Source organism: Paraburkholderia sediminicola, from assembly GCF_046027355.1.
In the GTDB taxonomy this organism is placed as follows: domain Bacteria; phylum Pseudomonadota; class Gammaproteobacteria; order Burkholderiales; family Burkholderiaceae; genus Paraburkholderia; species Paraburkholderia sediminicola_B.
The window spans coordinates 26,411-41,588 of the sequence record NZ_JAQQEK010000050.1; the positions used below are offsets into that span (position 1 = coordinate 26,411).

A 15,178-nucleotide genomic window follows, 5' to 3' on the forward strand; every position below is an offset into this window, starting at 1 on the left:
GGGCTCCCTGTTATTACGCGCCCGATGCGGCGGAGGCAGGTTGTGCCGTCTGCGCACCGCTGGCGGCCGGCGCGCTCTGAGCAGCTGCGCCGGAAGCGGGTGTGGCGGGAAGTTGCGCGGCAATGGTCTTGACCTGCATGCCGGGTTTCGCCTTGTCGGTGCCCTGCACGATCACGCGGTCGCCCGGATTCAGGCCGCTTTCGACCACCCAGTTCGAACCGTACGTGCCCGAGGTGACCAGCTGACGCAACACCACCTTGTTGTCGTTACCGACGACCAGCGCGGTCGGCTGACCCTTCTGGTCATGCGTGATGCCGACTTGCGGCACGACGAGCGCGCTCTCGTTGGTGCCTTCCTCGATGCGAGCGCGCACGAACATGCCCGGCAGCAGCACCTTGTCGGCGTTCTTGAAGATCGCGCGCACCGTGACCGAACCCGTGCCCTGGTCAACCGTCACGTCGGTAAACTGCAGCTTGCCCTTCTCTGAATAGGTGCGGCCGTCTTCGAGAATCAGCGACACCTTGGCGGCGTCCGGACCCGTGGTCTTCAGGCGCCCTTCCTGCATGTCGCGGCGCAGCTTCAGGCCGTCGAGACTCGATTGCGTCAGGTCCACATAGACCGGATCGAGCGTTTGCACGGTGGCCATCAGCGTGGCGGCGCTCGCTTGCACGTAGGCGCCCGGCGTGACCTGCGAGATACCGACCTGGCCGCTCACCGGCGAAACCACATCCGTGTAACCCAGATTGATCTGCGCCGTGTCGACCGCCGCCTTGCCTGAGGCGACGTCAGCCACGGCCTGGCCTTGCGAGGCCACCGCGTTGTCGTAGTCCTGCTTGCTGACCGCATTGGCCGCCACCAGCACCTTGTAACGGTTGGCTTGCGCGGTGACCGACGCGAGGTTGGCCTGGGCCTTCGCCAAGGTCGCCTTGGCGTTATTCAGCGTGGCGATGTACGGCGCCGGATCGATCTTGTACAGACGTTGACCCGCTTTGACCTGGCTGCCTTCCGTGAACTCGCGGCGCAGCACAATGCCGTCGACCCGCGCGCGCACTTGCGCGACGAGGAAGGCACTGGTGCGGCCGGGCAATTCGGTGACGACGGGCACGGCCGTCGGCTGGACGGTGACGACCCCAACTTCGGGCGTTTGTTGCGGCGGGGCAGATTGTTTTGGTCCGCACGCTGCCAGCAATACGGCAGCCGTCGCGGCACTGATTAAGCGGAATGGAACCCGTTCGACGCGCATGGAGCGACCTCTGTCTAAGACTGAGAATGAAAAAGTGCGCGCATCCCTACCCCGGGGACGACAGCGCACACATGCGTCTTACGACGCTTGACCGGACACCCGCGGACGCACACCGAACCTGCAGGGCATCCTGAGCGAAATGCGCCATACCGGGGAAATGCCGCACGGCGCCGCCCGTCTGGGCGCGGCGCGAAGAGCGTTTTGAAAGGCAACAGTGACGGATATTAACGTTTCGTCACGGCTTGGGCTATCCGATCGTGGGATGCTATTATATATACATTCACGAATGCATGTAAAAGTGCGTTTATGTCGCTTGCGGGCGGGGGGCCTGCAAGATCACCGCGCAATTCACTTAACGCTAGACAGATTGTCATCGGGCGTACTTAAAAACGCTCGGGAAAACCCCACAATCAGAGCAGGTCATTCCAACATGGTCAGAAGAACCAAAGAAGAGGCGCAGGAGACGCGCAACAGCATTCTCGACGCGGCCGAACGGGTTTTCTTCGAGAAAGGCGTATCCCGCACGTCGCTTGCCGACATCGCGCAGGCCGCCGGTGTCACACGCGGTGCCATCTACTGGCACTTCGCGCATAAAAGCGATCTGTTCACTGAAATGTTCGATCGCGTGCTTCTGCCGCTGGACGAACTCAAAGCCGCCTCGCAAGATCCCAACGAGCCCGATCCGCTTGGCCGTCTGATGGAAATCTGCACAGTCTGCCTGCGCGACACCGCCAACGATCCGCGTCGCCGGCGTGTGTTCGACATCCTGTTTCTGAAATGCGAGCTGGTCGAGGAAATGGGCCCGGTGATGGTCCGCTATCAGACCAACATGCGTGAAGGGCTCAAGAAAATCGAGGGCGGTCTGCGCAACGCCATCTCCAAAGGGCAACTGCCCGCGGATCTGGATACGAAGCTGGCGGCGGCGATGGTGCATGCGTTTGTCAGCGGCTCGCTGCGCGACATGCTGTTTCTGCCCGACGCGACGGATTTCGGCGCCCATGCCGTGCAGATGGTTGAAGGCATGTTCGACGCGCTGAAGCTGAGCCCGGCCTTGCGCAACGGGCATGCACAGCGGACGGGTGGCGGTTAGTTATCTGTCTGGCGCAAGCGGCGCATGCAAAAAAAGGCGGTCGGGTGAACAACCCGGCCGCCTTTGTTTTATGTGCAGCGGCGTGGTGCCCCATCCTTATATAGCAGCCGTTCGACGCGGCCGCCGCCCGCGACGTTTTTACGCCGCGGCTCGCGTGGCCCGCGCCTTCTGGTTCGACGCATAGATATTGCCGCGCTCAAGCGGCGCCCCGCTCTGCACCGCCGCGATCCACTCGTCCGTGCTCGCCACGGCCGCGAAGCGCGATTGCAGCACCACGCTGAACACCCGGTGGATGTCCTGCGCGCTGGCGAAACCCGCGCTGTTCTCATACGGCACCGAACCCGTCGCGTCGTGCAGAAATTCGACGGCGAGCCCTGAGTGAACCGCATGGTTGATGGTCGACGCGTCGCAGTTGTGGGTCATGTAGCCAGTGACCGTCAGCGTGTCGATCTGACGCGCGGCGAGCCAGTCGGCCAGATCGGTGCCCGTAAAAGCGCTCGGCAGCGACTTCTCCACGTAATGATCGCGAGCCCGTTCGCCCACCACCGGATGCAGCTCCGCCCCGCTGCTGCCACGCGCGAACAACGGCGAGCTGGCCGGCGCGAAGTTCTGCACGACCACCACCGGCACGCCGGCGGCCCGCGCCGCATCCATCGCTCGGCCAATGTTGGCGAGCGAGCTATCCACGGCCGGGTATTCGATCGGCAGATCGCCGCTCACGTATTCGTTCTGCACGTCGATGACGATCAGCGCACGGCGCGGTGTGGTCATGGCAAGACTCCTCAGTCGGATAAAGGGGCCGCGCGGGAGGGTCCGGTTTGGACTCAGCACGAGCAGCGGCGACGACTGCATTGTTCCTCCACGGCCCACTTCACGACAGCGACCCGAATGACAAGATTCGCTAGAATCGGGCCATCGTCGGAATTCACGAGGTGACTGATGGCCACGCCCGCTTCCGCTTCTTCTGCCGCGACACGCGGCGAACCGGTCCGCCACGTTGTCGCGGTGGTCGCGTTCGACCGCATCAGTCCGTTTCATCTTTCGGTGCCGTGCGTGGTGTTCGGCGAGGACCGCAGCGGCGGCGGCGTGCCGGGGTTCGACTTTCGCGTCTGCGCCGCCGAAACGGGCGCGCTGACCACGACCGCCGGCTTTTCGATCGCCGTCACTCACGGACTCGAAGCGCTCGCCGACGCCGACACGATCATCGTGCCGAGCTGGCGCGACCCGGCGGAAACGCCGCCCGCCGCGCTGCTCGACGCGCTACGCGCCGCCCATGCCCGCGGCGCGCAACTGGTCGGGCTTTGCCTGGGCGCGTTCGTGCTGGCGGCCGCCGGCGTCCTCGACGGCCGTCCGGCCTCGACGCACTGGGCGTGGGCCGATGACTTCGCACGCCGCTACCCACGCGTGCGGCTCGACCCCAACGTGCTCTATGTCGACGACGGCAACGTCCTGACCTCGGCCGGCACCGCCGCCGGCCTCGACTGCTGTCTGCATGTGATGCGCAAGATGTGCGGCGCTGAGATCGCGAATCACGTGGCGCGCCGGCTGGTGGTGCCGCCGCATCGGCAAGGCAATCAGGCGCAATACGTTCAGCAGCCGATGCCGCCGAACGTGCGCGGCGACCGGTTGTCGGGTCTGCTCGATTGGGTGAGCGGCAATCTGGCGTTGCCGCATACGCTCGACACGCTGGCCGGGCGCGCGCTGATGAGCCGCCGCACCTTCACGCGACGCTTCCGGCTCGCCACCGGCACGACCGTTGGTGCATGGCTGCTGGCGCAGCGGCTCGCTCGCGCGCAGCAATTGCTGGAGAGTACCGACCAGTCGGTGGAAGCGATCGCGGGGATTGCGGGTTTCGGCTCGACCGCTTCGTTGCGGCAACATTTCGCGGAGGCTTTCCGCACGTCGCCATCGGCATGGAGAAGGGAGTTTCGCGGCGTGTGAGAGTGAGCGCGCGAGCGTGACGCTATTCAGCCGACGACGTTTCGTAGCGAGCCACCGGAATTTCGTAGTCGCATCGGCGCGACAGCGGCGCAACTGGCCGCGCGCGCCACAACTAAGAAAAGCTCAATGCTCGCTGATCCAGCGCGCCACATACAACAGCAACGCGACCAGAAAGATCATCGCGGCCCAAGCCCAGTTCGGGACTGCGTGCGGACTGGGCTCGTGATGCGGGACCCCATGCGACACACCATGCGCGGTGGTTCCGTGCGACGCGCTGGCCGCGCGCCCAGGCAGCGCATTGCCGTGATCCGTACGCACGCGCCGCGCCATGTTGCCGAGTGTGATCGGCCGCAGGAACACATGCTGGCGGCGCACCGCCGAACCCCGCGCGCGATTCGGACCTTGCCCATGCTTGGCGCGCACGACGGCGTCGAACTCGGTGAAAAAGTCATCGGCCAGTTGATGCAGCGCGTTTTCGAGTTGCCGCGTCGGCAGTTCGGCGAGCGGGCCGGACGAGGTCGCCCAAATCGTGTAATCGATCCGCGTGCCGCGCTCCCTGTCGGCGCCATGCGCGCTTTCGTCCGCGCGCAGGCGTACTTCGATCTGTCCGCGTAATGCGCCGATGCCTTCGGCCCGGGCTTTGAAGTTGATGGTACGGCGCTGCGCGTCCGCCGGTCCGGAATCCTGGCCGGCCACGTGGGCACGCGCCTGGTAGCGCGCGCGCAGCGGACCGAGCGGGACGGTCATGATCAGTTCGTATTCGCCGTGCGCAAGGCGCGTGAACGACTCGCAGTTGTCGAGGCTGGCGCGCAGTAGCGCAAGGTCTTGCAACGCCTCCCAGACGTCGGACGGCGCAAGCGGAATCCGTAACGCGTCGTTCAGTTCCATGGCAGCCTCCCCGATGAACGCGCGACACCGGGATCAGGACGTCTGATCGATGCGGTCGACGCGCGATGCGTAAAACGCGAGATACCCTTTGATCTTCATCGCCGACTCGAGCGGCGTTTCGTAACTCCACACGGCGTTCTCGATCAGGCCGTCTTCCGTGCGCAGATGGAAGTACGACGCGTCGCCTTTGAACGGACAGTGCGAGCTGTGCGTCGAGCGTTCGAGCCGGGCCATGTTCACGTCCGAACGCGGGAAATAGAACACGTCCGGCAGACCGGTTTCCGACAGTGTCAGTCCCGCCTGCGTATCGGCCATGGTCACGCCGCCGTGGATCACGCGCACCCGGTGATTGTTGCCGGTGATCGCGATGGTGTGCCCGCCCGCGCTCGCGCCGGGGCTCCCGTGAGGTGTCAAGGCATCGCTCATGTCTCGGCTCCGTGATGGTGTGCGGTCGTGCAAACAGTAAAGCCACGGGGTGCGCCCGTGGCTTCATTATCGACCAAAGTCCGGCCGATTGCGCGGCCTTCCTGCACGGCGTGCGGCGCCGACCACAACGCCGCGCAGAACGGCGTCGCGCCTATTGCGTGTTCCAGTAGAACGCGGCCTTGGCGGTGCCCTTGGCCGGGATCGTCACCGGTTTGGACTGGTCGCGATCCTTGTATTGCGCATGCACCGTGTAGCGGCCCGGACGCAATTTGACCAGCATGTACGGTCCACGCGACGTGGTGCTCAGCACCTCACCGTTGTGCGCATCGACCACGCGCACGTGAACGTCGGCGAGAAAGTCCGAGCCCGGGCCCGTAAAGCGCAGCGACAGCGGCCACTGGCTCTGCGCCTGCTGCAATGCCTTCGATTCGTCGAGACCGACGCCGCCCGACACGAACGAGACGTCGCCTTGCTGCTGGATTTGCGGGAGGCCGCCACCATTGGCGTTGCCCGCGCTGGTTTCATCGGTGGTCGTGCCGCCGGTCGTATCGCTTGCCTGCTGTGCATATGCGCCACCCGCCAGACCGAGCGTGAGCGCTGCGGCAACCGCAGCGGCTACGATCCTTCGCTGATTGCGTTGGGTTTTCATCGGTTTGCTCCTTGTTGAGGTCTTATCCCTGCTTGCCCGGTATCCCGCGATGGGCCCGGGATCAGGGCAGACGCAACCTGCGTGCCAAGCTGCCGGCCGCGTCACCTGGAAACCGCCGCGCGCCGCACCGGGTGGCGCACAGCGCCCTGCTCCGATGCCGCGTTCCAAATGAAAATTGCCGATCCGCTGGCAGTAAATGCAACGGACCGGCAAGCATTACTTCAATTTGCGGCGGATCAGCGGACGGTCGGTCAAACTGCCGGCCGGACGAGCGATCGGGCCGTCCAGCCCGCGCGACTCATCAGCCGAGATCGACCGGCACGAAGATCTGCGCGTTGTCGCGCTGGATCAGCAACGCGATGCTGTTGCCGGCACTGGCGATCACCTGCTTCAACTGATCGACGCTCGAAATGGGCCGGCCGTTGACCGCGAGAATCACGTCGCCCGGCTGGATGCCGGCGCTTTCCGCCGCGCCGCCCGATTGCTGCACCAGCAGACCGTGCGAGACCGACGCGCCGCTCTTCTCTTCCGGCGTCAGCGGCCGCACCGCCACGCCGAGCCGGCCTTGCAACTGAGTCGGCTGATCAGCCTTGTCCGAGGCGACCTTCGCATCCGACAACGAGCCGATGGTCACCTTCAGGTCCTTGGTGGCCTTGTCGCGCCAGACCTGCACGGTCGCCGAACTGCCCGGCGCCAGACCGGCGACCTGCGCGGGCAGATCGGACGAGTCGCCAACCGGTTCGCCGTTCACCGACAGGATCACGTCGCCCGGCTGCAAACCGCCCTTGGCCGCCGGGCCGCCCGGATCGACCGAGCTGACCAGCGCGCCCTGCGGCTTCTGCATCCCGAACGAATTGGCGAGCGTCTGGTTCATGCCCTGCACCGCCACGCCGAGACGGCCGCGGCTCACGTGGCCGGTCTTGACGATGTCGTCCTTGACCTTGATCGCCTCATTGATCGGGATGGCGAACGAAAGGCCCTGGAAGCCGCCCGTCTGCGAATAGATCATCGAGTTGATACCGATCACTTCGCCTTGCAGATTGAAGAGCGGGCCACCTGAGTTGCCCGGGTTCACCGGCACGTCGGTCTGAATGAACGGCGTGTAGTTTTCGTTAGGCAGCGAGCGCGACTTCGCGCTGATGATGCCCGAGGTCACCGTGTTGTCGAAGCCGTAAGGCGAGCCGATCGCGACGACCCACTGGCCGACCTTGCTCTGACGCGGGTCGCCGATCTTTACGGTCGGTAGATTGCTCGCGTCGATCTTCAGTACGGCGACGTCGGACTGCTTGTCGGCGCCGACCACCTTCGCGCGGAATTCGCGCTTGTCGGTCAGCTTCACGGTGACGACGTTGGCGCCGTCCACGACGTGCGCATTGGTCAGGATGTAGCCGTCATTGCTGACGATGAACCCCGAGCCCAGGCTCGCGCTCGGCTGATCGGGCGCATCGCCGCCGTCGCCGCCTTGCATGCCCGGCATGCCGCCGAAGAAGTGCTTGTAGAACTGGTAGAACGGATCGCTCGGATCGATCGGCAACTGATTGCCGCCGCCGTTGCCATTGCCAGGATTGCCGCGCAGCGCCGCCTGCTTGACGACGTGCTTCGCGCTGATGTTGACGACGGCCGGGCCGTAGGTTTCGACGAGGCCCGAGAAGTCGGGAATGCCGGTTTTGGCGGCGGCTTCAGCGGGCATCATCGCGGCTTGCGCCGGCGTGATCACCTGCGGCGCGGGCACGTCGCGATGCCCCGCCACATAGCCGGCGGAGAGCGCCACGGCGACAGCCACTGCAACAGCGCTGCGGGACAAGGTTTTCGCGTTCATCGTGTACTCCTGACTGGGAGAAAAAAGACTTTGGATGTCTCGAAGCGTACGGGGCATCGCTTAAAAGAGTCTTAAGCAGCGACAGATCCGCTTCCATCCAGTTATTTAGGCCTGTTTAAGCCTTGTTTAAGTCTCTTTACGAACAGAAAGCCTTGCCTTCAAAAACGCACGCTGACCTGCAAGCCACCCGCGGGCGATTCGTCGAGCGACACGGCAGCATGATGCTGCATGGCGATGCGGCGCACGATCGCCAGACCCAGCCCGCTGCCGGCCACGTCGGTACGGACGCGATTCGCGCCGGCGCCCGCGCGATAGAAACGATCGAACACGCGATCGCGTTCGGCCGGTTCGATCCCCGGTCCGCTGTCGGCGATGCGCACGACCGGGTGCCCTTCTTCGACATGCAGGCCGACATCCACACGTCCGCCGCGTGGCGTGTATTTGGTTGCGTTATCCACGAGATTGTTGAACATCACACGCAGCGCGTCGGCATCGCCGATCACGGTGGCGGATTCGGTCGCCTCGATGCCGAGATCGACGCCGCGATTCAGCGCAAGCGGCGCGTAAGCCACCACGCACTCTTGCAGCAGCGCGCGCAGATCGATCGCGTCGGTGGCGGCGAGGCCGTCCGGTTCGGAACGCGCGAGCGCCAACAGTTGTTCGGCAAGTCGCGTGGCGCGCGTCACGCCGGCTTGCAGATCGGCGAGCGCTTCGCTGCGGCCGGTGTCGTCCTTCGCGCGCGCCACCAGTTGCGCCTGAATCTGCACGGCGGCGAGCGGCGTGCGCAATTCGTGCGCGGCGTCGGCGACAAATGCTTTCTGAATATCGAGCGCGGTGGCGAGCCGCTCGAGCAGACCGTTCAGCGCACGCACGAGCGGCTGCACTTCGAGCGGCAGACGCTGATCCGGCAGAGGATCGAGCGCCTCGGGGTGACGCGCGTCGAGCGCGCTGGTCACGCGCCGCAATGGCCTGAGTCCGCGTCCGATAACCACCCACACCGCGAGCCCCAACAAAGGCAGCAGCACGATCAACGGCCACAGCGTACGCAGCGCGACATTCGCGGCGAGCCGATTACGCACGGAAACCGGCTGCGCCAGTTGCACCACGTTATCGCCGACGATCGCGCCATACACGCGCCACTCGCCACGATCCGTGTGCTCGGTCGAAAAGCCGAGTTCGGCGCGCGGCGCGAGCGGCGCACGCGGACGCGAGTAGTACATCAGCACGCCGTTGCGATTCCAGATCTGCAGCACGATACCTTCGTCGCCGGTGTCGCGCGAACCGAGCACTTGCGAGAACGGTTCCGACGGCAGCGCCGCGGCAATCTGCTCCAACTGGTAATCGAAGAGTTCGTTGGCTTCGGCAAGCGCTTGCCGATAGATCAGCCAACCCGCGATGCCGACGCCGAGCAGCACCAGCGCCAGCAGCCAGACCAACAATTGACGGCGAATCGAACGCATCGGCTCAGGCGTCCTTCGCGATCATGTAGCCCAGACCGCGCACGTTGCGGATCAGATCCGCGCCGAGTTTCTTGCGCAGCGCGTGAATGTAGACCTCGACAGTATTGCTGCCGATCTCCTCGCCCCAGCCGTACATTTTTTCCTCGAGCTGGCTTTTCGAGAGCACAGCGCCGGGCCGCGCGAGCAGCGCCTCGAGCAACGCGAATTCACGCGCCGACAATGCGACCGGCGCGCCGTCGAGCGTGACCTGATGCGACGCGGGATCGAGCGTCAGGTTGCCGTGGCGAATAGTCGAATCGCTGCGTCCGGACTGACGCCGGATCAGCGCGCGCATGCGGGCGCCGAGTTCGTCGAGATCGAAAGGTTTGACCAGGTAATCGTCGGCGCCGGCGTCGAGGCCTTTCACGCGGTCCGCCACGGCGTCGCGCGCGGTCACGATCAGCACCGGCAGCGCATGGCCGCGCGAGCGCAGCGTACGCAGCACGTCGAGACCGTCGCGTTTGGGCAGGCCCAGGTCGAGCAGCACGAGATCGTAAGGCTGGCTGGCCGCCGCGCTGAGCGCGGCTTCCCCGTCTTCCACCCAGTCGACCGCGAAGCCTTCGCCGCGCAGCGCCTTGCGCACGCCTTCGGCGATCATCCGGTCGTCTTCGACTAGCAAGATGCGCATGGTTATCCGTTCCGAATCGTTCGATGATGCCGCATTCTAGCGCCCGCCCCCGCCCTGCGCGCCGCGTGGCGCATTTTCCACCGCAGCCTGGCGGCATATCTCTACAATGGGCGCTTTGCTTCGCGCGGCCGGCGTTTCCGTCCGCGCGCCAACGCGATCCATCGGCGCCGCCTGGATTGCCGCGTGCCCCACGCCCTGACATTTTGCTTTTTCGCCCGTCCATGACGCACGCTTTTCTGTCTTCTCTCGCACGCCACATCCACACTGTCGCCCTGCGTCCGCGCTCTGTTGTTGCTTTGACCGCTTCCACCGCTTCTACCTTTCGGTTGCCTCGCCGGTTCGCGCCGCGCGCAAGTGCCTGGCTGCTCGCCTGCGCCGCGCTCGGCTGCGGCTTATCGCTGCCACTTGCCGCGCAGGCTCGCGTCAAGGCCACGCGTCCGACGGTCAACGTCACCACTGTCCTGCCGCAATCGGTGATGGTCGGCTTGCAGCGCGCACACGTGCCCTTGTCGTCGATCAGCGTGGTCGTGGAGAAAGTCGGCGACCGCACGCCGATCCTCGCACTGAACGCCGGCAAGCCGATGATGCCCGCCTCGACGATGAAACTCGTCACCACCTACTCGGGCCTCTCGATACTCGGTCCCGACTACCGCTGGCGCACGAGCGCCTACGCGGACGGCACCATCGACGCCAACGGCGTGCTGCACGGCAATCTCTACATTCAGGGCACCGGCGATCCAAAGCTCGTGCCGGAAGAACTGATCGACCTCGTGCAGAAGATCCACAAGGCGGGCATCAGCGGCATCGACGGGGCGCTGGTGCTCGACAAGCGCTACTTCGATCCGTCCACGCGCGACCTGCCGCCGTTCGACGACGACGCCACCGCGCCGTACAACGTCGGCCCCGATCCGCTCCTGTATGCGTTCAAATCGCTGTCGTTCACGCTGACGCCGTCGCCCGACGGCAGCGTCGCGATCGACGTGTTGCCCGCGCTCGCGCAATTGCAGATCGACAACCAGATGCACGCCGTGAACGGCCCGTGCCGCGGCGATGCGGCCTCGGTGTCGCCCACTGTCACGCCGCAGCCGAACGGCACCGTCGTGGCCTCGTTCAACGGCGACTATTCGATGCGCTGCGGCCCGCGCACGATCAACGTCGCGGTGCTCGATCACTCAGCGTTTTTCGCGGGCGGTTTTCTCGCGCTGTGGCAGCAAACCGGCGGCACGTTCAGCGGCGCGACGCGCGAGGGCGCAGTGCCCGTCGGCGCCAAACTGGTGGCGACGCATCAGGGGCCGATGCTGTCCGACATCGTTCGCGACATCAACAAATTCAGCAACAACACGATGGCGCGCAACCTCTTTCTGACGATCGGCGCGGCCGAGGAAAAAGGGCCCGCCACGCCCGCCAAATCGGCGCGGGCGATCCAGGCGTTTCTGCGCCGCGACAGCATCGACATGGAATATCTGACGCTCGACAACGGCTCGGGCCTCTCGCGCGACGAGCACGTCACCGCGCTCGCGCTCGCCGATCTGCTACAGCGGGCCAACGCGAGTCCAGTCGCGCAAGTGTTCGTGGAGTCGCTGCCGATCGCGGGCGTCGACGGCACCATGCGCAACCGCTTGACCAACCAGGGCGCGGGCGGCAATGCGCACATCAAGACCGGCACGTTGCGCGACGTGCGAGCGATCGCGGGCTATGTGGCCTCGGCTGACGGCAATAGTTACGTGGTGGTCAGCCTGATCAACGATCCGCATTCGGAAGCCGCGCGCGCCGCCCACGACGCGCTGCTCGAATGGGTGTATCAGGGTCCGTCACAGGGCTTCACCAAGGTTTCCGATCCCGTCGTCGAACCGCGCAGCAGCAAGCCCAGGAAAAACCCGCACAAGCGCGGCGCTCACTGAGTGTTCCTTCTAGCGAAGCCGCGCGCGGCAACGTCCTCAAGCGTGTACGCTGTCGGGCAGTGTTTGAGGCGCGCGTAAAACGCTGGACGTGGCGCCAGGGCCGTGCATCGGTTACGGTCCCGCTCGAACAATAACGACAACACCCGCTGCGCATAACGCAGCGGCCAGGGACCACGGAGGAAGACACAATGCAATTCGATGCCGAATTGCTGTTGCTCGCCATGGCGCCAGTCTTTCTCGCATGCATCGGCTGGGAGGCGTGGCATCTGCGGCGCACGCAGCCGGGCGCGCAACTCTATAGCTGGCGCGACACGCTGTGCAACGCCGCGCTCGCACTGATGCAGCAAGCCGCCGACAAGCTCGCGTGGCTTGCCATCATCCCCGTCTACGCGTTTTTCTACGATCACTACCGCGTCTACACGTGGCAAGCGAGCTGGGTTTCGTTCGTCGTGCTGTTCGTCGCGCAGGATCTGCTCTACTACGTGTTCCATCGCTGCAGTCATCGCGTGCGCTGGCTGTGGGCCGCGCATGTCGTGCATCACTCGTCGGAGCGCATGAATTTTTCGACCGCGTTCCGCCAGAGCCTGATGTATCCGATCGCGGGCATGTGGCTCTTCTGGACGCCGCTTGCCGTGCTCGGTTTCCCGCCGAAGCAGATCGTCGCGATCGTGCTGATCAATCTCGGCTTTCAGTTTTTCGTGCATACGCAGGCCATCGGCAAACTCGGCTGGATCGAATACGTGTTCAACACGCCGTCGATCCATCGCGTGCATCACGCGCGCAACGACCGCTACATCGACCGCAACTATGCCGGCGTGCTGGTGATCTGGGATCGCCTGTTCGGCAGCTACGTCGAGGAAGATCCGCGCGATGCGCCGATCTACGGCATCGTCGAGCCGCTTCACACTTACAACCCGCTGAAGGCGACGTTTCACGAATGGGCGTCGATGGCCGTCGACTTCGCGAGCGTGCGCGGCTGGCGCAACAAGCTGCGCGCACTGTTCGCGCCGCCTGCGTGGGCTGCGGATTTTCATGCGCGACGCGCCGCCGGTTCATCCGTATCGCGCGTGGATTCAAGTGAAAACTCAGGCGAGGCAACTCGCGTGAAGCAAGACCATACGGTCGCGTTTCAAACACCACGCAGGCCGTAGAAGATTCTGTAAGCTGTCGTCACGCCGCCTAAGCGGTGGGCGCTGCCTGCAACACATGGCATAAGGGCCACACATACGAGGAGATGTAGTCAACATGAAGCAAACAGCATCGCGGAAACAACATTGGCTGCGCGTGACGCAGATCGCCGTGGCCAGCACGGCATTCGCTCTGCTCGCGGCTTGCGGCGGGGGTAGCGATAACAACAACAATGCGAGCAGCACGCCTGCAGGCGGCGTTAAATTGCAGGTCGTGTCGTTCGGCGACAGCTTGTCGGATGTCGGCACGTACGCGCCGGTGATTCAGGGGAGCTTCGGCGGCGGCCGCTTTACGACGAACCCGGGTGAAGTGTGGACCCAGAAGGTCGCCGAGTACTACGGCGACACGTTGACGCCGGCGTACCTCGGCGGCTTCGGCAAGCCGCTGGTCGCAGCGGGCGGCTACGGCTACGCGCAGGGCGGCTCGGACGTCGTCAACGCCCAAGGCCAGGGTTGGGCGCCCAATAGCATGGCCGCGACGACCGTGCCGGTGGTGACGCAGGTGGCCAACTATCTGGGCGCGCATACGAGCTTCAACGCGAACCAACTCGTGCTGATCAACGGCGGTGCGAACGACATCTTCCAGTTCGCGGGGACCACCACCAATCTGACGGCGCTCGGCGCCGCGCTACAGACGCAATATCCGCTGCTCGTGCAGGCCGGCAAACTGCCGAACTCGCAGGCAGGTCAGGTGGCGTTTATCGTCGGCTACCTGCAACAGCTGGCCAATCCGCAGATCGCGCAGGCCGCCACCCAGCTCGCCGCGCAAGTCCAGAAAATCGTCAACTCGGGCGCGACTCACGTGGTGGTGTCGACAGTGCCGGACATCGGCAATACGCCGCTCGGCGTTGCAGCCAACGTGAGCACGCCTGGCACGGCTGCACTGCTGTCCGGGATTACCGCGGCGTATAACTACCTGCTGGTCCAGAACCTGACGGCCCTTGGCCTGGTGGGTACCGGCAAGGTCATTGTGGCCGATGCGTTCACGTGGATAGATCAGCAGTTGCCGAACTACCAGGCGCTGGGCTTCACGGTGTCCAACACCGGCACGGGTTGTAACCTGACGTCGATGCAGAACAACGCAACCGCGTATGCCACCGCCAATCCGAGCGCGACGAACGGGCTGACCCCGGCGCAGTATGGCGCGCAGTTCGGCTCGTCGCTGTTCTGCTCGCCGCAGACTTATACGGTGGCTGGCGCTGATCAGACTTACATGTTCGCGGACACGGTTCACCCGAGCACGCATCTGCATGCGTTGTTCGCGCAGTATGTGCAGCAGCAGATCGCTGCGACGGGGTTGGGGAAGTGAATTGAGGAGGGCCGCGTTGTGGTTTTGGTTTGCGGCGTGGCCTTTCCTTGATTTGTTAGTGGTTTATTAGCGTTGCCCCTGTGCGGGGCGGCACCTACTTTTCTTTGCCTGCCGCAAAGAAAAGTAGGCAAAAGAAAGCGGCTCACACCGCTAATTCTTAAGCGCGTCCCCCGCACAGCCGAGGTAGTGGTGCATCTGGAATCTGTGTTCTCGCACATTCCGCACTTGTGACAAGGCAGTCATTCTTCCGGCGGCGCTGCGCGCGCCGAAGGGCGCTTCATAAACAGTCTGCTGGTTTTTGCTCTCGCGTTTCGCCCGATGTCGGGGACTGTCATTGCATTGCCGCCGCGACTTCGACACACCCCGGATCCGCACAAAGCGGGGAGGTGCCTATCAGCGCACCACCGACTCGGCGAGGCGAAGCCGATCGCCCCACGACGCCCCGGTTCCCAAGCATACCCATCCGCGACGCACGCAGTGCGGAGTGGGAGCTGATGAGTGCGTTGTCACTCGTGCCGAATGTGCGAGAACACGGATTCCAGATGCACCACTACCGCAACTGTGCGGGGGACCCGCTTAAGAATTAGCGGTGTGAGCC

At 64.6% G+C, this 15,178-nt stretch carries 13 protein-coding genes; 5 read left to right on the plus strand and 8 right to left on the minus strand.

All coding sequences use genetic code 11. The features are described from left to right. Positions 1 to 13 precede the first annotated feature (13 nt). Complete coding sequence (locus PQR42_RS42155) at positions 14 to 1,243, minus strand: efflux RND transporter periplasmic adaptor subunit (protein ID WP_408219877.1); 1,230 nt, start codon at positions 1,241 to 1,243, stop codon at positions 14 to 16. A gap of 430 nt (positions 1,244 to 1,673) precedes the next feature. Between PQR42_RS42155 and PQR42_RS42160 the strand changes: the two genes are divergently transcribed. Next, positions 1,674 to 2,333, plus strand: coding sequence for a TetR family transcriptional regulator (locus PQR42_RS42160; RefSeq protein WP_408219963.1), 660 nt, complete (start codon positions 1,674 to 1,676; stop codon positions 2,331 to 2,333). Positions 2,334 to 2,471: 138 nt separating this feature from the next. On the opposite strand, the gene PQR42_RS42165 is transcribed toward PQR42_RS42160, so the two are convergent. Then, positions 2,472 to 3,104 (minus strand): cysteine hydrolase family protein, encoded by a 633-nt coding sequence (locus tag PQR42_RS42165; RefSeq protein WP_408392513.1) that lies wholly within the window; start codon positions 3,102 to 3,104, stop codon positions 2,472 to 2,474. Positions 3,105 to 3,272: 168 nt separating this feature from the next. Here PQR42_RS42165 and PQR42_RS42170 point away from each other — a divergent pair, with 168 nt between their 5' ends. Beyond that, positions 3,273 to 4,274 (plus strand): helix-turn-helix domain-containing protein, encoded by a 1,002-nt coding sequence (locus tag PQR42_RS42170; RefSeq protein ID WP_408392516.1) that lies wholly within the window; start codon positions 3,273 to 3,275, stop codon positions 4,272 to 4,274. Between the two features lie 123 nt (positions 4,275 to 4,397). Here PQR42_RS42170 and PQR42_RS42175 read toward each other — a convergent pair whose 3' ends face one another. The 6 genes from PQR42_RS42175 to PQR42_RS42200 all read right to left on the minus strand — a co-directional run bounded on the left by PQR42_RS42175 (position 4,398) and on the right by PQR42_RS42200 (position 10,183). Next, entirely contained in the window at positions 4,398 to 5,162 is a 765-nt protein-coding gene (locus PQR42_RS42175) for an SRPBCC family protein (protein ID WP_408392519.1), read from the minus strand. 33 nt (positions 5,163 to 5,195) lie between these two features. Beyond that, the gene (locus PQR42_RS42180; protein ID WP_132373270.1) at positions 5,196 to 5,588 is read right to left on the minus strand and encodes a DUF427 domain-containing protein; all 393 of its coding nucleotides are present in this window, start codon (positions 5,586 to 5,588) and stop codon (positions 5,196 to 5,198) included. A gap of 151 nt (positions 5,589 to 5,739) precedes the next feature. Then, positions 5,740 to 6,237: a carboxypeptidase-like regulatory domain-containing protein gene (locus tag PQR42_RS42185; protein WP_408219865.1), complete on the minus strand. Its 498-nt coding sequence runs from the start codon at positions 6,235 to 6,237 to the stop codon at positions 5,740 to 5,742. A gap of 301 nt (positions 6,238 to 6,538) precedes the next feature. Beyond that, positions 6,539 to 8,056 carry a DegQ family serine endoprotease gene (locus tag PQR42_RS42190; protein WP_408219862.1) on the minus strand — a complete coding sequence of 506 codons (1,518 nt, stop codon included), beginning with the start codon at positions 8,054 to 8,056 and terminating at the stop codon, positions 6,539 to 6,541. Positions 8,057 to 8,214: 158 nt separating this feature from the next. Beyond that, positions 8,215 to 9,516 carry an ATP-binding protein gene (locus PQR42_RS42195; RefSeq protein ID WP_408219859.1) on the minus strand — a complete coding sequence of 434 codons (1,302 nt, stop codon included), beginning with the start codon at positions 9,514 to 9,516 and terminating at the stop codon, positions 8,215 to 8,217. Positions 9,517 to 9,520: 4 nt separating this feature from the next. After that, positions 9,521 to 10,183 (minus strand): response regulator, encoded by a 663-nt coding sequence (locus tag PQR42_RS42200; RefSeq protein ID WP_408392521.1) that lies wholly within the window; start codon positions 10,181 to 10,183, stop codon positions 9,521 to 9,523. A 221-nt stretch (positions 10,184 to 10,404) separates the two neighbouring features. On the opposite strand from PQR42_RS42200, the gene dacB reads away from it, so the two are divergent. The 3 genes from dacB (at position 10,405) to PQR42_RS42215 (ending at position 14,580) form a co-directional block, all read left to right on the plus strand. Continuing rightward, positions 10,405 to 12,084 carry a D-alanyl-D-alanine carboxypeptidase/D-alanyl-D-alanine endopeptidase gene (dacB, locus tag PQR42_RS42205; RefSeq protein WP_408392524.1) on the plus strand — a complete coding sequence of 560 codons (1,680 nt, stop codon included), beginning with the start codon at positions 10,405 to 10,407 and terminating at the stop codon, positions 12,082 to 12,084. Between the two features lie 188 nt (positions 12,085 to 12,272). Beyond that, the gene (locus PQR42_RS42210) at positions 12,273 to 13,235 is read left to right on the plus strand and encodes a sterol desaturase family protein (protein ID WP_408392527.1); all 963 of its coding nucleotides are present in this window, start codon (positions 12,273 to 12,275) and stop codon (positions 13,233 to 13,235) included. Positions 13,236 to 13,329: 94 nt separating this feature from the next. Next, entirely contained in the window at positions 13,330 to 14,580 is a 1,251-nt protein-coding gene (locus PQR42_RS42215; RefSeq protein ID WP_408219851.1) for an SGNH/GDSL hydrolase family protein, read from the plus strand. Positions 14,581 to 15,178 lie beyond the last annotated feature (598 nt).